The sequence below is a fragment of the Ensifer sesbaniae genome (assembly GCF_013283665.1).
Classification (GTDB): domain Bacteria; phylum Pseudomonadota; class Alphaproteobacteria; order Rhizobiales; family Rhizobiaceae; genus Ensifer; species Ensifer sesbaniae.
In genome coordinates this window covers 680,402-699,849 of record NZ_JABEKU010000002.1, presented here as the reverse complement: position 1 = coordinate 699,849, position 19,448 = coordinate 680,402, and the positions used below count along the sequence as shown (strand labels likewise).

The window sequence follows — 19,448 nt, the reverse complement described above, 5'->3', positions numbered from 1 at the left end:
GCCTCGAGCAACGGATCTTTCGCAGGGGCGGCCGTCGCCATCGCTATCGCCTCCGCTGCCGGCTGGCGAGTTGGCCGAGCATGGTGCGCAGTTGCGGCGCCACTTCCTCGGCCGCCGAAATCGGCAACATCGGCAAGCCGAGTTCCTCCTGCCAGGCGCGCAGCGCCCGCCCGCGCTTTCTGGCGAAGCCGTCGATGGCCTCGCGAACATTGCCGTGGCCGAATTGCACTTCGGCCTGAAGCAGCCCGCCGCTGAAGACGATATCGCCCTTGCGGGGCAGCTCGAGCAGGAACGGATCGTAGATGAGAACGGAGATCACATCATTGTGGGCCGAGAGCTTCAGGAGCATGTCGCGGGTCTCGAGGCTGTAGCCGTCGAAATCACTGATGACGATGATCAGGTGATCGTGCCGCGCAATGTTGGCGACCGTGGAGAGAACCACGTCGAGCTGTTCCTCGCCATGCGGCGCCTGCGAACCCGCCTTCAGCGCCATGTTGTAGCGCACGATGCTGTCGGCCAGGCGGATCACCGCTTCCCGGCTGCGATAGGGGCGCACCTCGGTAACCTCTTCGTCGCCGAAGACGACGCCGCCGACACGATCGCCGAGCGCCAGCACGCGCCAGGCCGAGAGCGCGGCGACTTCGGCAGCCGCGACCGACTTCATCGCGCGGCGGCTGCCGAAGAACATGTTGATGCGTTGGTCGACGAGGATCAGCGCCGGCCGGTCCTTCTCCTCGTCATAGACACGGACGACCGGCTTGCCGGTGCGGGCCGTCACCCGCCAGTCGATGGCACGGATGTCATCGCCGGGGAGATAGTTGCGCAGTTCTTCGAAGGAGAGCCCGCGGCCGCGCATGCGCGATTCATGACGTCCGGCAAGCAGGCGCCGCACCGGCGCCTTGCGCAGGAAAGTCAGGTCGCGGGCCATCGCTTCAAGGCCGACGAGCGTGTCGACCGACGTATAGACGCCGGTCGTATCGACCTGGCGGGGCTTTACGATGCCGCGGGAACGGGCGAGAGCCGGCAGGGATATGGCCATCGGCAGACCTCCATCCTCAGGCGACCGCGACGAGTTCGACGATACGGTCGATCACCTGGTTGGCGGTGGTGCCGCCGGCATGCGCCTCGTAGGAGAGCACCAGCCGGTGGCGAAAGACGTCATGTACGGTTGCCTGCACGTCGTCGGGCGTCACGAAGTCGCGGCCGTTCAGCCAGGCGTGCGCCCGCGAAACCTTGTCGAGGCCGATGACGCCGCGCGGGCTGACGCCGACCTGGACCCATTTGGCGAGATCCTTGTCGACCTTGTCGGGGTAGCGGGTCGCCATGACGAGCGCGACGATGTAGTTCTCGATCGCTTCGGAAACGGTGATCGCCGATATCTCCTGGCGCGCGGTAAACACCGCATCCTGGGCGAGTTTTTCCGTCGCGTGATTGTTGGGTTTCGTGTGGATTTCCTCGGACCGCACGAGCCGCATGATTTCGGCTTCCGACGCAGCGTTCGGGTAATCCACCTGGACATGCATGAGGAAGCGGTCGAGCTGTGCTTCGGGCAGGGGATAGGTACCTTCCTGCTCGATCGGGTTCTGGGTCGCCATCACCAGGAACAGGTCCGGCAGGGCGTGACGCTTGCCACCGATGGTGACCTGGCGCTCCTCCATCGCTTCGAGCAGCGCCGATTGCACCTTCGCCGGCGCACGGTTCACCTCGTCGGCGAGGATGAGATTGGCGAAGATCGGGCCTTCCTGAAAGCGAAACTCGCCTTTGCCGCCATCGGAAAAGTAGATCTCCGACCCAGTGATGTCGGCGGGCAGAAGGTCGGGCGTGAACTGGATGCGCGAAAGCTCCGCGTCGAGGTTCTTCGCCATGCTCTTGATGGCGCGCGTCTTGGCGAGCCCCGGCAGGCCCTCGACGAGCAAGTGGCCGTTGCTGAGCAAGCCCAGCAGCAACCGCTCGATCATGCCTTGCTGGCCGACGATCGCTTCGCCGATGCGTTTGCCGAGTTGCTCGATGTCGTCGCGTGCACCCATGAATTCCTGCTCCCTCTGCCTTTCCGGCAGCATCAGTCATCATGAAATTTCGGCAGAGCTTATTGTTAAATCAGGCCAATTGGAAAGGATGTAACAGTAACAAAGACTAGGCAGGAAGCGCATTTGCCCGATTTCGACCGTGGCGCGCGAGGTTTTGCTTGCCGTCGTAACGGTTACGTACTTTGGGTCGAAGGGAAATGGCGTTAGCTTGTAGCGACTTGGTGATCGAAACCGCCGCTCCGGGGATATGGAACCGCATGCCCGTGTCGCAGAAAATACTGCTTCTCAACGAAACGCCGGCGGCGATCAGTGCGCGTGAGCCGATCTGGATCGAAGGCGGCACCTTCGTCATGGGCTCGGACAAGCACTATCCGGAGGAGGCGCCGGCGCATCCGGTTAAGGTCGACGGATTCTGGATCGACGTGGCGCCGGTGACCAACCGCCAGTTTGCCGCCTTCGTCGAGGCGACGGGCTACGTGACCGAGGCGGAAAAGGCGCCGGATCCCAAGGATTATCCGGGCGCCCTGCCGGAGATGATGCGTGCCGGGTCGGTGATCTTCGATCCGCCGAAGAGGATTTCCGGCAGCAGTCCGTCGCAATGGTGGAACTTCAAGTTCGGCGCCGATTGGCGGCGGCCCTATGGGCGGCAGAGCAATATCCGCGGCAAGCTCGATCATCCGGTCGTCCAGGTCTCTTATCTCGATGCCAAGGCCTATGCGGAATGGGCGGGCAAGGATTTGCCGACGGAGGCGGAATGGGAGTTCGCCGCAAAGGGCGGGCTCGAGGGCGCTGAATTTGCCTGGGGCGACGACCTGGTACCGGAGGGTCGCTTCATGGCGAACACCTGGCACGGCATGTTCCCGACGGAAAATCTCAGGCCCGATGGCTTCGAGCGGACCTCGCCGGTCGCAAGCTTCCCGCCGAACGGCTACGGCCTCTACGACATGATTGGCAATGTCTGGGAATGGTCGAGCGATTTCTGGTCGACCCACCACCCGGCGCCGGCGCAAAAGAGCTGCTGTATCCCTTCCAATCCGCGCGGCGGCGACAGGGAAGCGAGTTTCGATCCGAGACAACCGACGATCCACATCGCCCGCCGGGTGGTGAAAGGTGGCTCGCATCTCTGCGCACCCAATTATTGCCGCCGCTACCGGCCGGCGGCGCGCCATGCGCATGAGGAAAACGCGGCGACCACCCATATCGGTTTTCGCTGCATTCGGCGGCCCTAACCTTTCCAGAGGATTCAAATCGTTCCTGCAAGGAGGATGCGGTATGACGGCAATTGCGATGCGATCCAATGCCAGGCCAAGCCGGTGCCGCTCGCGGTTCGCCGCTCTCCTGTTTCTGCTTTCGACCGCCTTGGCCGCGCCGGCTGCCGTCGTCGCGGCCGATGCGCCCGCCGACAATCTTCCGTCCTGGAACGATGGTGAGGCGAAGACGGCCATCGTCGATTTCGTCACGCGGGTGACCAGCGAGAACGGCGCCGACTTCGTGGCGCCGGAGGAACGTATCGCCGTCTTCGACAATGACGGCACGCTCTGGACCGAGCAGCCGAGCTATTTCCAGGGCCTGTTCGCCGCAGACCGCGTCAAGGTCATGGCGCCGGAGCATCCGGAATGGAAGGACAAGGAGCCGTTCGCATCGCTGCTGAAGGGCGACATGGCGGGTGTCGCCGCCGCCGGCGAGAAAGGCCTCGTCGAACTCTTGATGGAGACCCATGCCGGCATGACGACGGATGCGTTTACCAAGACGGTCAAGGATTGGTTCGCGACGGCCAGGCACCCGCGTTTCAACCGTCCCTATAACGAGATCACCTATCTGCCGATGCGTGAGCTGCTCGATTATCTAAGGGCCAATGGCTTCAAGACCTATATCGTCTCCGGCGGCGGCATCGAGTTCATGCGGCCGATGACCGAACGGATGTATGGCATCCCGCCCGAACAGGTCATCGGCAGCAGCATCGTGACGAAATATGCACTCGATGGCGATACGCCGGTGCTGACGCGCGAACCCAAGATCGACTTCATCGACGATGGCCCGGGCAAGCCCGTCGGCATCAACACGTTCATCGGCCGACGGCCGATCTTTGCTGCCGGCAATTCCGACGGCGACTACGAAATGCTGCGCTGGGCGACGGCCGGCGCAGGCCCACGCTTCGGCCTGATCGTGCACCATACGGATGGAGAGCGCGAATGGGCCTATGATCGGCAATCGCCCGTCGGCAAGCTGGACAAGGCGCTGACGGAAGCCGAACAGAGAAACTGGCTGCTGGTCGACATGAAAGAGGACTGGCGCAAGATCTATGCTTTCGAGAAGTAGGGAGCAGTCAGCCCCCTGGGCGGTGGCGCCCCGGGGTCAATCGACCCGCCTACGACAGCCGGTGGGTTCCAGCCCTCTCGGCCGCGCTCCGGCAACGGTGACCTATGGTTCGAGAAAGGCGTCCAAACCGATCTGTCGTCGACAGGGATAGCCTTGGCGATGCCGGGGCCCGCGAGGGGTAAGGCTCGCCGTATCGAGGGACGAATTCGGACGCTCACCGCGTCGGCGTCAAGACTATCGGGGCAATGTTACTGTTACGTACTTCCGAAACGGAGCGGCTGTCGTCACGCTGACCTTCGAGGGAGAGGGCTGCTCCCGTCGCCAGCCTTGGTTGAGGGCGTCGGCAGACCGATGTGTCGTCTCGGTGCCGGGAAAATGGTCCTGAGAAATGGCGCGCCAGCATGTCGGGCTGGCGACAAGGTCATCGACTGTCGATCAGGCGGGTAACAAACAATGCCCAACGCGGCCCTACAGCGCGGATTTTTGAAGCTCATGCTGAAGCTCCCGGCGCTGCGCGGCCAACTGCAGCTCCTGATCGCCAAGAACGTGTCTCTTTCCAACCTCTGCGAGGCCTACGAAGAAGCAAGTTCCATGCTCGACCGGCAACGCAGGCTCGATCCGCTGGATCATTCCATGATCTCGGAGTATGAATTGATCTGTCGCGAGATTGAAGAAGAGGTAATTTCTATCTGTATCATCGATTCAGGCCGCGAACCTAGTCCGGTGTGATTAGCAAATAGCCTCCTTGGATTCATAGATTTCATGTAAATCCAGTATAAACTTCGTGGGATATTTTGGCGGTTCTTATCCCGCTCTGAAATAGCTCGTTTCCTTCGCAAAAATGCTTTGTGATGGCGCAATATTCTTCTTTTCGTCATCGCGGCTCTCGTCTAGAGTTCGTCTCGCGTTTGCACTCTCTTTGGGGTTGTGGGCAGTTGGGAGCGTATTATGGAAGCCAGAAATACGGGTCTAGCAGCTCATTGTGCCGTTGATGAATGTGACGCACGTGCTGCACTTGATCGTATTCTTGCGGATAGCCAATTTCACGCGACTGAACGCCACCGGAAGCTCCTGCGCTACCTGGTCGACGAGTTCTTCGCTGGCCGCTCGGGGCAGGTCAAAGCCTATACTATCGCGATCGACGTTTTCGGCCGACCGGCCTCCTTCGATCCGGCAACCGATCCGATCGTGCGTGTCGAAGCCTCGCGGCTGCGCGCGGCGCTGACACAATATTATGAGACCGTCGGCGAAAAGGAGAGGCTTCGCATTGAGCTCCCAAAGGGAAACTACGTCCCGCATTTCGTGATGAGCGGCTTGGCGCAGGGCCCTTCGGAAATCGCAGCGGATCCCACTGAATCGGGGAACGAGCAGCAAGAACCGGCCGACGTCGCTTCGGCCCCTGTTCGACGGTCGCGTCGTCCGCTCGGCGTGATTGCGGCCGCTGCCGCAGGACTCGCAGCCATGGCTGGAACCTTCTATCTCTCCGTCGCTGAACGCCTTCCATGGCAACCGGTGCTTTCCGCCAAGCCCACGATCGTCATCGACGCTCCAGCGGGCAGCGGAACCGGTGGCGAAGAGCAGAGGAAGGCAGGCGACTACCTGATCCACGCCTTGTCCCAGTTCTCCACTGTCCGCACTTTGGCGCGGGCGCCGGCGCCGGGCGTCGATGTCGCATCGGTTACCGGCTGGGTCGCGTCAGCACCGCAGGTGAAGCTGCAGGGGAGCAAGGAATACCGGCTCTCGGTCGCGTACAGTGCCGACGTCAAGGAGCATCAGGTCTCGTGGCAGGTTGTCGATGCGCAAAGCAATGAGGCGCTGAGAGCGGGTACCGCGAAAGCCGATATAGACAACGGTGATGCACAAGCAGTTCAGGAAAAACTGTTGGCTCGGCTCGCCCGCTCGCTCGCCGGCGAGGAAGGCGTCATCGTCAGCCTGGAGGCGGCGCGGCAGCTCGTGACGCCGTCGATCGGCTACGGTTGCGTGCTGCTTGCCGACGTCGCGGTGGCCCGGCTCGACCCGGAAGGCTTGGCTTCGGCACATGCCTGCCTGGAGCAATCGATGACCTACCAGGCGGCGGATCCCGACGTGCTCGCGAGCCTCGCCATGGTGCTGGTGGCGACCGGCGAGGCGAGCGCCTCGCCGACGGTGGCGGCACGGGCGGTGAAGCTCGCGGACAAGGCCGTGGCTCTTGCACCGCAATCGAGCCAGAGCTACATCGCGCAGATGCAGGCGCGATTCGTCACCGGCGACACAGAGGCCGCGTTCTTGTCCGGTCGCCGTGCCGCTGCGCTCAATCCGCTCGATGACGTCATAGCCGCCCGGCTCGGCCTGCTGCTCTTTGTCAGTGGGCAATATTCGGAGGGCGTGAGCCTCGCGCGGGTGGCGGAGGTGGGCTGCGAGTATCTGCATCGCGACGCGGCGCTCACACTGGCGCTCGAAGACTATCGGAACGGCAAATACCGCGAAGCGCTGAGACGTGCGCGCCAACTCGCCAATCCCGCCGACACCGCCGTCAACCTCCTGCGGATCGCAGCGGCAGGTCAACTCGGCCGAACGAGAGAGGCCACCAGCGCCCTTGACGGCTTACGCTGGCACAAGGTTGGCTCGACGCGGTCGATTGAAAGCGAACTCACCGCGCGCGGTTATGCGCCCGAGTTGATCGCGCTTCTCGACGATGGTCTTGGCAAGGCCGGCGTCCGTCTCGCCGGCCTGCACTGATCACTTGCGAGGCGTGGCTTTCAGTTCTCGGCGGCCACCCGCACGATCAGCTTGCCGAAGTTGCGGCCTTCGAGCAGCCCGATGAAGGCATTGGGAGCGTTCTCGATGCCATCGACGATGTCCTCTTTGTAGCGAACCTCGCCGCGCGCAATCCAGTCTGCCATCTCCTGGTAGAAGGCTGGTCGCTGACCGGCGAATTCACGCTGGATGAAGCCCCTGATCAGCAGGCTCCTGCTCAGAACTTCACGCATGACGCCCGGCAGCCTGTCGCCGCCCGCTTGCGGACCACCGGTCTGATTGTAGTGCGCGATCAAGCCGCAGACGGGGACGCGGGCAAAGTCGTTCAGCAGCGGAAAGACCGCGTCCCAGACATGGCCGCCGACATTCTCGAAATAGACGTCGATGCCGTTGGGGCACGCGGTGGCAAGCTGCTCGGCGAAATCGGGAGCGCGGTGATCGATCACCGCATCGAAGCCGAGCGTGTCGCGAACGAAAGCGCACTTGTCCGCTCCGCCCGCTATACCGACCGCGCGCGCTCCCTTGATGCGTGCGATCTGGCCGACCGCCGAGCCGACGGCGCCACTTGCCGCAGCCACGACGACCGTCTCGCCCGGTTTCGGCTGGCCGATCGTCAGCAGTCCCGCATAGGCGGTGAAGCCGGGCATGCCGAGAATGCCAAGCGCGGTCGACAGGGGTGCCGCGGACGGATCGAGCTTGCGCAGGTCCGCACCGCGCGAGAGCGCATAGCTCTGCCAGCCGGAGTGGGAGAGCACGAAGTCGCCGTCGGTGAAGTCCGGGTGACGTGAGCGTACGACGCGGGCAACGGTGCCGCCTTCCATGACCGCGCCGATCTCCACGGGTTTGGCGTAGGATTTGCCGGCGTTCATGCGGCCACGCATGTAGGGATCGAGCGAGAGGTAGAGGATCTTCAGCAGGACCTCGCTTTCGGCCGGCTCGGGGATTGCCGCTTCGACGATGCGGAAATCGCTTGGCGTCGGCCGGCCCGATGGCCGGGCGGCAAGCAGGATCTGGGTATTCGTGCTCATCATCTCTCCTATTGCATGTCCCCTTGAATCGACCTCGATTTAAGGACGAAGACATGCAGAAAAGCCTTCGTGCGTCTGACGCTCGGCGCTGTTGGGGGCGTTCGGGTAGCGTTTCACGGACGCCGCGACCGGCGGGCAGTTGTGGCACGAAAGCGATCGTCGGCCTATCGGGCATTTCTCGCCCGCCAAAAGAAACCTCCGCAGCCCGACCGCAAGGGCCCGGGCTGCGGAGGATGGCACGGAAACGTGTCGTCAGGCCGCGTCGATCGCCTGGCGGATATCGGCGATGATGTCGTCGGCATGTTCGATGCCGATCGACAGCCGGACGTAACCCGGCGTTACGCCGGTCTTCAGCTGGTCCTCCTCCGAAAGCTGCGAGTGCGTCGTCGTTGCCGGATGGATGGCAAGTGAACGCGCATCACCGATATTGGCGACATGGTAGAGCAGTTTCAGTCCGTCGATGAAGCGGCGTCCGGCCTCGCGTCCGCCCTTCAGCTCGAAGCCGACCAGAGCCCCATAGTGCCCGTTTTGGAGATATTTCTCGGCGCGGGCCTTCACTTCGCCTTCCTGGAGTTTCGGGAAGATCACGCGCCCGACCTTCGGATGGGTGAGGAGGAACTCGGCGACCTTGATCGCATTCTCGTTGTGCTGGCGGATTCTGAGCGGCAGCGTCTCCAGCCCCTGGATGAACTGGAAGGCGTTCAACGGACTAATGGCGGCGCCGAGGTCGCGCAGCAGTACCGCCCGGGCGCGCAGGATATAGGGATGGAAGGCGATCGCGGCGGCCTTTTCGAGCCAGGTCTTGCCCTGATAGCTCGGGTCCGGCTCGTGCAGGTTCGGATGCCGCGCCTCATGCTCATGCCAGGGGAAGCGGCCGCTGTCGATGATCGCGCCGCCGATCGAGGTGCCGTGACCGCCGATATATTTGGTCGTCGAATAGACGACGACGGCCGCGCCGTGGTCGAACGGGCGGATGGTCAGCGGCGCCGCGGTGTTGTCGACGATCAGCGGAATGCCGAAGCGCTGGCCGACTTCGGCCACTTCGCCGATCGGGAAGACTTCGAGCTTCGGGTTTGGCAGGGCCTCGGCGTAGTAGGCGCGCGTCCTGTCGTCCGTTGCCCGGGCAAAGGCCTCGGGATCGGCGGCATCGACGAAGCGCACTTCTATGCCGAAGCTCTTCAGCGTTGCGGCAAAGAGCGCCCAGGTGCCGCCATAGAGGCCGGCGGCGCTGACGATGTTGTCACCGGCGCGTGCAAGGTTCAGCAATGCGAAAGCTGATGCCGCCTGGCCGGAGCCGAGCGACAGTGCTGCGGCGCCGCCTTCGATTTCCGCCAGGCGCTGCTCGAAGGCGTCCTGGGTCGGGTTCGAGACACGGGTGTAGAGATGCCCCGGGGCCTCGAGCGCAAAGAGCTTGTCGGCCCCATCCGTGCCGGGCAACTGATAGGAGGTCGTCTGGTAGATCGGTACGGCGACGGCGCCGCTTGCCGAGTCGAAACGGTAGCTGCCTCCGTGGAGCGCCAGGGTTTCCGGATGCAGTCGCCCGCCGGTCTCCCGCAGCCCGGTCGGTGCCTTGATCTCGATTGCGGGTTCTTCCGGCCTTTGATGGATCGTCATGCCATTTCTCCTCGGTTCTCAGGTTGATCAGGCGGGTACGGCGGCCTTCTGCTCCAGGAGGTCGGCGTGGTGCGCGGCCGCGACATCCGGATGCGAGCGCAGCCGGGATTTGAGCACATTGCGGCCCACCTCGTGGAAGAGCGGGTTCTGCGGATCCTGGGTCACGCCGCGGACTTGCGCCGCCAGCTCCGGCGGCAGGTCGAGCACCGGAATGGTCGAGGCGAGGTTGGCGCCGAGGAAAAAGGCGACGGAAAGCCGGTCGCCGCCCGCCGGCGGCGTGACCACCCGGTGGATGTTGGCGAGCAGGTAGCCGTTCGACGCCAGTTCGAGCAGTTCGCCGACATTGATGACGAATGTGCCGCGCTTCGGCGGCGCGTCGATCCAGCCGCCCTTGCCATCATCGACCTGCAAGCCGCCGACCACGTCCTGCAGCAGGATGGTGACGAAGCCGCCGTCCTTGTGGGCACCCACCCCCTGGTCGCTCTCGGTCTTGTCGCGGCCGGGGTAGCGGATGATCTTCAGAAGCTGGTTGGGGCCGTCGCGATAGATCGGCCCGAAGACATCGGGCTTCTGGCCGAGCGCCTCGGAGAAGATCTCGATCAGACGAATGCCGAGCCCGGTGACGGCTTCGATATAGCCGAGGACTGCCGGCTTCAACTCGGGCAATGCATCGGGGAACTGATTGGGGCCGACCAGCCGCTTCCACGGCGCGTCCTGTGCCGTGACCTCAAGGCTTTGACGCTCGGGGCCGAAATCGACCTGCTCGCGCCAGTCCTGGGTGCCGCGGGTATATTCGAGGCCGGCGCGGTTATAGCCGCGGAAGTGCGGCGACTTGCGCATTTCGATCGCCAGCTTGTCATCCTCAGGCAGTGCGAAGAAGCGCCGCGAAAGCGAGAGGATGCCGTCGATCTCGTCTTGCGGAATGCCGTGTCCTTCGAGGTAGAAGAAGCCCACCGAGCGGGCAACGCTGCGCAATTCGTCGAGCGCCGTTGCCCGCTCGGGGTGGCCCGCCGCAAAGCGCGAAAGGTCGAGGACAGGCAGGGTTGGGTTGGTCTGGCTCAAGCTGGTCTCCATTGTTGCGTGGCCCGTGCCGCTGGCCGGCGAAACCCCGCGCATTGAGCGGAGCGGGCGGCGGCTGCACCGAAGGGGCAGGTGGGAAGGGGGAGTCCGGCAGCCGCGGTTGGTCGCAAGAGATTGCGCTGCGACAAGTCACCGGTCGTGAAGTGGAGTTGGCTCATGGCATCCCCGTTTGTGTCTGGCAGTTCAAGCCTACCCGGTAATGCTCTTTATTCAATAAAATCTATGGAAAATCTGGACTAAATTGTCGGCGATCAGCGAAGCAAACATTCGGACGGGGCGACCTTCCAGGAAAAATCCGTCCAGCCCCTGCATTTGCCTCCGGCGAGCGCTATCTCGCACTGAGCTTCAAATGTTTGATGACAGGTGCCGGCGGCAGATCGGCGGAAGACGAAACTGCGGTGCCCCGCAGGCCGCACGACGACGCATCGTCGGAGATGAAATCGCAGGCGGCAAATGAAAAGCCCTGTCGTGCACGTCTGCAGACAGGGCTTTTTAGCGATTTGGTTTTCAGATCATTCCATCGTTCCCGGCAACGGCGGATGATCTTTCACGTTTGCACAATTCTGGACGCTGAACGCCCAGAACTCGCCGGCCTCAGCAGCGACCGAGGCTTGGTCGCGTCATCAGCTCGTTGGTGAGATGCGCCCTCTTGTCACCGTATTCCCCAGCCTCCTTGAGCAGCGATGCGAGCGCCAGCTCGAGGCAATATTGCACACCTTCGACATTGAGGGTCTTGGCGGAATCTCGCGCATAGGTGACAAGGCGAGCCAATGCCAGCAGCTCCTTTTCCTTGTCTTCCGGTTCCACCGGTACAGCAAATGAAGATAGCATCATTTTCCCCAGCTCCCTATGGATCGATAGATCCAGTTCAGCGTGGTCAATCATAGCGTGACTGCGCCGCAGTGCGCGTGACATGAGCGTGACACACGTTGTATGGGAAAACCGCGCGCTTAAGATGAAGCGTCAGGTTGACCGAACAACCTCTTCCACATGCTGGTAGAATTGAATTCCCAATCTCGCGCCACAACCGTCCGTTGGTCGGGCGCGTTGTGCAGTGCGTCTAGCAAATGCAGCGCATCAATGCGTTTCTGGTCGATGAATTCTGCGGCAAGCAGCTCAGCGCGGCGGGTGCGGTTGGTGCCGGCAGGAAGTGCCGCGCGCTCGACGATCGTCGTCCAGGTGCGATCCTTGTAGAAGACGGCGGCTGCCGCGGCGCCGAGCGCCGCCACCTCATCCGCCGGAAGCAACTGACGCTCCCGTAGGCGTCCAAGGGTCATGTCGACGTTGACGAGTGGCAAGGTCAGCGGCAGGTATCCGAGTTCGGCCGGGCCATGGATCAGGGCGACATCGGCATCGTCCACACGCCTGCCTTCAACATACTGTCGGCAGATCTCACCGATGCCCACCATGCCGAAGGGAGCGCATTCGGCAGCGCGAAGCGCCCCCATGCTGGCGGCGCCGAATACCTGAACGCCTTGCGTCAGCGCATACAGAATCTCCTTGTGCCAAACCGGGGCGACGTGTTCGAAATTGCCATCGATCAGGCCGATGGCCGTCGCGCCACGTTCGGTCGCGCGCAGAATGTCGCCCTGAGCGGCGGGCGGCAGGACGGTGATGGCGGCGGCTGCCAGGCGGTGCGCGTCCGGCAGGCTCGGCCCGACAAAGGCGATCTTCATCCGACCTCCAGCGCGCGCGCCAGCGCCCGTTCGCCGAAACGGCGCTTGCGCAACCCGTCGGGGTTCTCGAGGTCCGGAACGAGAACCTTGACGACGGAGAACGGCATGTCTCCTTCTTCGACGAGCGGTACGACCACAGCCGAGCGGATACGCGCCTCCTCGAGCCGTTGCATTGCGAAGCGCAGCAGTCCCTGCGGTGCACCTGCTGCGTTTGTCGGCATCGGGGCTTTCCTTTGCGGGGCCGCCTCGAACAGGCGCTGCGTCTCGCGAGAGAGGGGGTGGGTAAAGGTTTCGGGAAAAACGTCGTCGCGGGCGCCGCTGATATAGGTGAGGCGCGACTGGGCTGCCTCGGTCACGGCGCGGATGGCGGCTCTGCGCGCTACCGGGTGAGCTCCATGTCCGATCGTCACGTCATGGTACCGGGCTTGCCGTGCACTCGAGATGCCGGCATCTGCAAGGGTTGCTGCGTAGCAGGGGATAGCGACGTCACTGGTCACGTCGAAGAGGCGCAATTGCAGGCCGCAGGCCATGATTTGACGAAGCATCGCGTCGAGGATCGGATCCTCGAACGACGCAGGATCGATGCAACTTCCGAGCTTGGCGCCGAGCGGCAACAGGCGCCAAAGCGTTTCGGCGTCGCGCTCGATCCGCTCAAGCAGTCCGTGCAGAATGGCTTCCGTCCGGGTGTTGCCGGAGGCGAGGCCATCCGAGGATTGCCAGTATCGACAGCCTTCGATGGTCCGGTCGAGCGTGGTCGCCTGAAGCGGCACCCAGGTGGTGGCTCCGTCTGAGAGATCGAAGCCGCGAAGCCAGGCGATCGTCTCATCGTCGCCGAGATCCGGCTGGCCGCTGGCGATCAATCCCGGAAGCGTCAACGCCCGATCGCCGCTTTCACATAATGCCTGTCGGGTCGCCATGCTGGCCGGCACCGATGGAGCGCAGGCAACGGCGCGTTCGAGCGCCTCCATGGCGGCCGAAACCTTGGCGTCATCGTCGGTGACGCCCTTGCCCTGATTGATGACGATCGACCGCGCGTTCGGAGAAATGGCGCTCCAGACGGGAATTCCGACCTTGTCGAGCCCGGTCAGGCGCGCAAGCCTGCTGACGCCGAATTTCGGCAAAAGCGGTTCGATGCGCCGGAGGGTCTCTTCCGGTGGGCAGGCGCGATCGCTGTATGAAAGCACGCCGGGCGTCGAACGGCTGAAACAATCGTCCGACGCCCGGTCAATTCCGCTGACTTGCGCCACCTGTCGGCGTCAGCCGTCCATGAACCCGCCGGATACCGAGTCGGACGAGGCCGCCAGGACGGCGAGGTTGACGCCCTTGTGTACCGTTGCGCCACCGTTGACGCGCAGGTCATTGGCCGCTGCCAAAGGCCCCTGTGTCGGCGCCGGAATCTGTGTCACCGTTCCCGCATCCAGATCGGCCATCCAGAGCCGATCGTCACCCGCCACGCCAATTACCACCACTTTCGCCATTTGCCCCTCCTGGCTTTCGCTGAACGAAGATCTCAGAAGCCTGCCTTGCGCAGACCTTCGCAATAGTGGACTCGTTGCCACTCTTCCCTGAAGGGAACGATGGCCATCCATTTGTCGAGATTAAAATCCGGGTGTACGTCGAACGTCTTGCGGACGAATTGGCGGGCCTTCTTCTTGTTGCCGAGCATGCCCCAACTTGCCGCCGACAGCCGGTCGGCGGGCGTCGGATCGCGCATGCGCTCGATGTAGGCGATGGCCTGTTCGTATTGGCCAAGCGAATAGCTGGCGCCGGCGGCGGTCCAGAAATACTCGTCCGGCGCGATCGGGTTAAGGTCGAGCGCGGCTTGGATCTTGCGAAGGCCGCCCTCCGGCCGCGACGCCTGCACCAGCGTGTCGGCGTAGCTCGCGATGACGTTGGCGTGCTGCGGGCTCAGCGCCTCCGCCTTGTCATGGTATTCCATGCTCTCATCGAACTGTCTCAGATAGAGCTTGACGACGCCGAGCTCGCGGTAGCCGGTTGCCAGCGTGTCGTCGGCCACCACTGCATCGCGTGCGTGCCGTTCCGCAAGCGCCAGCAATTCGCTGTCGCCGCGCGCCGTCAACAGCCATTCGAAGAAGTAGCTGCGCGCCAGACCGCTCATTGCTGGCGCAAAGTCGGAATTTTCGTACAGCGATTCACGGAAGCTCTTGCGCGCGCGCCGCAGCTCCGGAAGGTTGAGTTGCTTGAGGTAGCGCTGGCCCAGCAGGAAGCTGCGATAGGAACCAACATTGGTCTCGTAGGTCTTCCGGTGCGTCTCGTTGCGCTCTACCTGGCTGGCGATGGCATAGGCGATCTGCCGGGCAATCTCCCGCCGCGAGGTCATCAGCCCTTCGCCGTCGAGATTGAAACGGTCGGCCCAGATCACTTCGTCATTGGCAAAGAAGATCAGCTGCGTGAACAGGGTGAGCCGGCTGCCTTCGTCCGTCAGGCGCGTGTCGAGGATGTAGCTGATGGCGTGCTTCTGGTAGGTGTTTGCCTTGTCGGCCTGGAGGCTGATCTGCGCCGCCGTGTAGGGGGCGATGACCGAGACCGAACGAAGGCCGCAAAGGCCGATGGTGACGTCCTCGATCAAGGCGCTCGCAAACTGCGTGCCGGGACTGTCGATCGCTCCGTTGCTCGGCGGCAGCAGCACGACGCGTGGCGGACGCAGGTCCGCGGCCGCCTCGGAGACGGGCGTGAAGATCGGCGAAGCGGGTCGCCATTCCGCGACGGCCGGAATGGCCGGCGCATTGCTGTGTGCGATTGCCCTCGCTTCGAGGTGATTGCCTTCCAGCTGAAACACCTCAGTTAGGATCTTGCGCACATCCTCGTCGAGCGGATTGCGCTCGAGAAGCCGCGCTGCAGCCGCCTTGACCAGTTTGCGATGGGTCTTCGTCGCTTCCGGCGCGGCTGCGATCAGGCTTTCGCGCAGGAGCGTCATGTGTTCGCCGCGCTGCCGTTCGATCCAGCCGTGCAACGATTGCCCCTGCGATTTCAGGTCCTTGAGGAAATCTTCCTGGAACGTCGTTGCCGCCAGTTCGAAGCGGGTGAGCGCATCGCCCGGGTCTCGATTGATTTCGTCCAGGTCGCTCTGCAGCCGATCGACGTCGAGCGCGACCGACGATTGGGAGAAACTCAGGAAATGGCAGCCGAGTTCGTCCTGTCGCGCGCTGATCCGGGAGATTGTCTTGCGCAGATTGACGAAGGCCTGGCTGGGGACGACTTCGTCCCACAACAGCTTCGCGATGTCGTTTCTCGATTGTTCGCGATATCCGCCGACGATCAGATGGCAAAGGATGAGCAGACCCTTCTCCGGAAAGGCCACTTCGCGCCCGTTCTTGTCGACGAGACGCAAGCGCCCGAGGGTCTGCAGTCTGAATGTCATCCGCTCATTCCTGTCGGGCGCAAACGCTTATCCGTGCAGATCCTGAGCGTGGCTCGTTCCTGCGCGGCTGCTTTCCGTCTCGGGCGTCTGGGCCACGGCGGCGACGAGCGAGATGATCTTCTTGCGCAGCACCGGATCGCTGATCTTCAGGAAAGCGCGGTTGAGGGCGATGCCTTCCTTCGACGAAACGAAAGAGGAGATCTCGCTCGGTTCGCGGGTCGTGTCGCCGGCGCCGGTGCGAGCAGAGGCGTCGTCGCCTTCCTGGAAGAAGAAGCTCGGATGCACGCCGAGGATATCGGCGATCGCCTGAAGACGGCTGGCGCCGATGCGGTTGGTGCCTTTTTCGTATTTCTGAACCTGCTGGAATGTGATCCCGAGGCCGTCGGCCAGCTTTTCCTGGCTCAACCCGGCCATCAACCGACGCATCCTGACGCGGGAACCGACAAAGACATCAATCTGGCTGGGGGCTTTTGTGTTCACTTGCATGTCCTCCGCACGTAGGAATGGTCGAAATCATACATATGAGTTTGCTTGAATAAATCTCCTGATGCAATCACTACGGGCTAAAACGCCGAGATTTGCGGCGCCGTCCCGGTTTTCCAAGGGATGAGCCGGCCGGTGCTGCCGTGATCGGCACGCAAGCGCGCCAATTGTGATGGTCCATATGCGACAGATTGCCCTGATTGCGCCGAAATGCGAAGCGCGCCCGCGCGAATCGATCTCGTCTTACGCGGCCGCCCGAGGGGCCTGTGGCCGAGACTTACCGTCCCTTTCAGCAGCCGGTTACAGTCGCCGTTACTGTTACGTACTTGCGCTGTTCCCGCTGCCGAGGATGCTGCGATGATCCCGGTCCCATGTCCGCTCCCCACCCGCCATCTACGCGAGGGGCGACGGCGCGGTGCCGGTTCTGATCGCTGCCAGATGCCGGAGAACCAAATGCGCAGATTGACCTTGACCTTGACCCTGTTCGCGATTGCTTCCGTTCCGGCCGAGGCCGGTCCCGCAACGACGAGCGCGTCCGTCAATTTCCGGGAAGGGCCGGGAACCGGCTTCGACAGTCTCGGCACGATTGCGGCAGGCGCGCAAGTCGACGTCAAGGAATGCGACGATGGCGGCACATGGTGCGCGGTGAGCTTCGATGGCCAGAACGGCTTCGTCAGCGGCAAATATCTGAACGATGCCGATCTCAAGGGGCTCGGCTGGCCGCGCGCCTTTAAGACCGACAGCGGCGCGACCATCACGCTCTATCAGCCGCAGATCAACGCGTGGAAGGACTTCACCGACCTCGATGCGCTGATCGCTGCCGAATACAAGCGGTCCGACGACGCCAAGCCGATTTACGGTGTCATCGGGGTGACCGGCAAGACCGATGCCGACAGCGCGTCCGGCCAGGTCGTCGTTTCGGATATCAAGATGACGGAGATCAATTTCTCAGTCCTCGATCGGAAGGAACTGGCGGAACTCGCTCTCGAGGTCGGCAAGCTGATGCCGGTCGGAACCATCACGGTTTCCGAGGACAAGTTGACGGCGAGCCTCGCCGACTACGAGCGGCTCGGCAATGTCGAGGGGCTGAAGGCCGATCCACCGCCGATCTTCGTCAGCAACGAGCCGGCGGTGCTGGTGCAGACCGACGGCAAAGCGGTGTTCGCGCCGGTCAAGGGCGTCGAGGGCCTGTCCTTCGCGGTCAATACCAATTGGGACCTGTTCAAGGTCGATGCGGACGGCAGCTATTACCTGCGCAACGACAAGGCGTGGCTGCAATCGAAGGATCTGGCCTCGGGGTGGCAACCTGCTTCATCGCTTCCGGACATTCTCGGCAAGCTGCCGGACGATGACAACTGGAAGGATGCCAAGGCGGCAATCCCGCCGCAGGCCGAGACGGACGCCGCGGCGAAGGTCATCTATTCGGACAAGCCGTCGGAACTGCTCGTCTTCGACGGTGAGCCGAAGCTCGAGCAGGTACCGGGCACCGGCCTCAAGGTTGCGACCAACAGCGAGAGCGACGTCTTCTACCGCGACGCAGATTCCAACTGGTATATCCTCGTGTCCGGTCGCTGGTTTGCGAGTTCTTCGCTCGATGGCCCGTGGACTTTCGCCACGCCCAAGCTTCCCGAAGATTTCCAGAACATCCCGCAGGACGCCGCCTATTACACGGTGCGCTCGTCCGTTCCCGGTACGTCCGAGAATGCCGAGGCGCGGCTGAAGGCAAGCATCCCCGAAAAGGCGCGTGTGGCGCTCGACGGGTCGGTCAAGGCGGACGTCACCTATAGTGGCGATCCGAAATTCGAAAAGATCGACGGCACCTCGCTCACCTACGCCGTGAACACGAACGAGAGCGTCATCAAGGTCGGTGACCAATACTTCGTGGTGAAGGACGGTATATGGTTCGTCGGCGACACGCCGACTGGACCGTTCAGCGTCGCCAAGGCGGTGCCCGACGAGATCTACAAGATCCCGCCGTCCTCGCCGGTCTACAACGTCACCTATGTGCGGATCTACGAAACTGAACCGGATGCCGTCTGGTTCGGCTATACGATGGGCTATCTCGGCGCCTATCTCGCCTGGGATACCTTCGTCTACGGCACTGGCTGGTACTATGACGATTATTGGGACTATGGCTGGGCCGGCGGCGGCTACTGGCCCTATTATCCCCGTCCCGTGACCTATGGCGTCGGTGCGTTCTACAACCCGGCCGTCGGGACCTTCGGCCGCTATGGCTATGCGTACGGTCCCTATCGCGGCATCGCCGCCGGTGCGGCCTACAATCCACGCACCGGCACCTATATGCGCGGTACCGTCGGCTACGGGCCGAACGGTGACCGGGGCTTCCTTGCCGCCTACAATCCGCGCACTGGCAACGCTGCGATCGCGCGCGGCGGGCACAATGTCTACGGGAGCTGGGGCACGGCGGCCGTCAAGCATGGTTCCGACTATGCGCGCATTTCCGGCGGCTCGACCGCGGACGGCGCCGGTATGCATTGGCGCACGTCGGACGGCAATCACGGCTTTGTCGCCGACGGCAAGGGCGGCGACGTCTATGCCGGGCGCGACGGAAACGTCTATCGCCGCGACGACGGACAATGGCAGAAGCACACTCCGGACGGCTGGCAGCCGGTCGACAAGCCTTCGATCCAGGACAGGGCCAAGGCGGGCGAACACTTTTCTGCCAGGCACCCGGACGCGGCCCAGAGCCTGAACCAGCAGATCGATTTCGGCCAGGGAGCGGGCGCGCGAACGCTGGACCGCGCGCCCGATCACCTGGCCATCGACAATATCGGGCGACAGCTCGGCAACCAGCGTTCCTTCGGGCGTCAGTCCTTCGATGAGCGGCCGCTGAACTTCCCGAGCAGCGCAGGCGGTGGCTTTGACCGTCCGGGTGGCTTCGGTGGCGGTGACTTCGAGAGAGGCGGCTTCCATGGCAGTGGCGGCTTCCAGGGAGGCGGTGGTTTCCACGGGGGCGGCGGCTTCCGACGTCGTTGATCTGCGGCGAAAGGGCGTTGGCAGAACCGCCTATAGGTATGTTAGCATTTGAAAAGGTTGAGAATCGTGCCGGTCGGGGGACCGGCATGGTCAATGGGGGTGGTAA

16 protein-coding genes are annotated in these 19,448 nt (G+C 63.1%); 5 read left to right on the top strand and 11 right to left on the bottom strand.

Annotation, left to right across the window (positions count from 1 at the left end; translation table 11 throughout):
- Window positions 1-43: 43 nt before the first annotated feature.
- Together BHMPCIPO_RS20980 and BHMPCIPO_RS20975 are read right to left on the bottom strand one after the other, a co-directional pair.
- Window positions 44-1,039, bottom strand: a complete 996-nt coding sequence (locus BHMPCIPO_RS20980; protein WP_173518762.1) for a DUF58 domain-containing protein — start codon at window positions 1,037-1,039, stop codon at window positions 44-46.
- A 16-nt stretch (window positions 1,040-1,055) separates the two neighbouring features.
- A complete protein-coding gene (locus BHMPCIPO_RS20975; protein WP_173518761.1) occupies window positions 1,056-2,027 on the bottom strand; it encodes an AAA family ATPase in 972 nt (323 codons plus the stop codon).
- A 275-nt stretch (window positions 2,028-2,302) separates the two neighbouring features.
- On the opposite strand from BHMPCIPO_RS20975, the gene BHMPCIPO_RS20970 reads away from it, so the two are divergent.
- From BHMPCIPO_RS20970 to BHMPCIPO_RS20955, 4 genes are all read left to right on the top strand, one after another.
- Entirely contained in the window at window positions 2,303-3,256 is a 954-nt protein-coding gene (locus BHMPCIPO_RS20970; protein ID WP_376741713.1) for a formylglycine-generating enzyme family protein, read from the top strand.
- A 43-nt stretch (window positions 3,257-3,299) separates the two neighbouring features.
- The gene (locus BHMPCIPO_RS20965; RefSeq protein ID WP_246304495.1) at window positions 3,300-4,346 is read left to right on the top strand and encodes an HAD family hydrolase; all 1,047 of its coding nucleotides are present in this window, start codon (window positions 3,300-3,302) and stop codon (window positions 4,344-4,346) included.
- Window positions 4,347-4,799: 453 nt separating this feature from the next.
- On the top strand, window positions 4,800-5,075 hold the full coding sequence (locus tag BHMPCIPO_RS20960; protein WP_173518759.1) for a hypothetical protein: 276 nt from the start codon (window positions 4,800-4,802) through the stop codon (window positions 5,073-5,075).
- A gap of 219 nt (window positions 5,076-5,294) precedes the next feature.
- Window positions 5,295-7,064, top strand: coding sequence for a hypothetical protein (locus BHMPCIPO_RS20955; RefSeq protein ID WP_173518758.1), 1,770 nt, complete (start codon window positions 5,295-5,297; stop codon window positions 7,062-7,064).
- Between the two features lie 20 nt (window positions 7,065-7,084).
- Here BHMPCIPO_RS20955 and curA read toward each other — a convergent pair whose 3' ends face one another.
- The 9 genes from curA to BHMPCIPO_RS20910 all read right to left on the bottom strand — a co-directional run bounded on the left by curA (window position 7,085) and on the right by BHMPCIPO_RS20910 (window position 16,342).
- Window positions 7,085-8,110: an NADPH-dependent curcumin/dihydrocurcumin reductase gene (gene curA / locus BHMPCIPO_RS20950; RefSeq protein ID WP_173518757.1), complete on the bottom strand. Its 1,026-nt coding sequence runs from the start codon at window positions 8,108-8,110 to the stop codon at window positions 7,085-7,087.
- 252 nt (window positions 8,111-8,362) lie between these two features.
- Window positions 8,363-9,724: an O-acetylhomoserine aminocarboxypropyltransferase/cysteine synthase family protein gene (locus tag BHMPCIPO_RS20945; RefSeq protein ID WP_173518756.1), complete on the bottom strand. Its 1,362-nt coding sequence runs from the start codon at window positions 9,722-9,724 to the stop codon at window positions 8,363-8,365.
- 27 nt (window positions 9,725-9,751) lie between these two features.
- Window positions 9,752-10,798 carry an isopenicillin N synthase family dioxygenase gene (locus BHMPCIPO_RS20940; RefSeq protein WP_173518755.1) on the bottom strand — a complete coding sequence of 349 codons (1,047 nt, stop codon included), beginning with the start codon at window positions 10,796-10,798 and terminating at the stop codon, window positions 9,752-9,754.
- Window positions 10,799-11,398: 600 nt separating this feature from the next.
- Complete coding sequence (locus tag BHMPCIPO_RS20935) at window positions 11,399-11,689, bottom strand: hypothetical protein (RefSeq protein WP_246304493.1); 291 nt, start codon at window positions 11,687-11,689, stop codon at window positions 11,399-11,401.
- Between the two features lie 65 nt (window positions 11,690-11,754).
- On the bottom strand, window positions 11,755-12,480 hold the full coding sequence (locus BHMPCIPO_RS20930) for a TfuA-like protein (protein ID WP_173518754.1): 726 nt from the start codon (window positions 12,478-12,480) through the stop codon (window positions 11,755-11,757).
- Window positions 12,477-13,664, bottom strand: a complete 1,188-nt coding sequence (locus BHMPCIPO_RS20925) for a YcaO-like family protein (RefSeq protein WP_173518753.1) — start codon at window positions 13,662-13,664, stop codon at window positions 12,477-12,479. Before BHMPCIPO_RS20925 ends, BHMPCIPO_RS20930 begins: the two co-directional genes overlap by 4 nt.
- A 72-nt stretch (window positions 13,665-13,736) precedes the next feature.
- The gene (locus BHMPCIPO_RS20920; protein WP_173518752.1) at window positions 13,737-13,958 is read right to left on the bottom strand and encodes a hypothetical protein; all 222 of its coding nucleotides are present in this window, start codon (window positions 13,956-13,958) and stop codon (window positions 13,737-13,739) included.
- A 32-nt stretch (window positions 13,959-13,990) separates the two neighbouring features.
- A complete protein-coding gene (locus tag BHMPCIPO_RS20915; protein WP_173518751.1) occupies window positions 13,991-15,862 on the bottom strand; it encodes an AfsR/SARP family transcriptional regulator in 1,872 nt (623 codons plus the stop codon).
- A gap of 27 nt (window positions 15,863-15,889) precedes the next feature.
- Window positions 15,890-16,342, bottom strand: a complete 453-nt coding sequence (locus BHMPCIPO_RS20910; RefSeq protein WP_173518750.1) for a helix-turn-helix domain-containing protein — start codon at window positions 16,340-16,342, stop codon at window positions 15,890-15,892.
- A gap of 456 nt (window positions 16,343-16,798) precedes the next feature.
- On the opposite strand from BHMPCIPO_RS20910, the gene BHMPCIPO_RS20905 reads away from it, so the two are divergent.
- Window positions 16,799-19,342 (top strand): SH3 domain-containing protein, encoded by a 2,544-nt coding sequence (locus BHMPCIPO_RS20905; protein ID WP_173518749.1) that lies wholly within the window; start codon window positions 16,799-16,801, stop codon window positions 19,340-19,342.
- The last annotated feature ends 106 nt before the right edge of the window (window positions 19,343-19,448 follow it).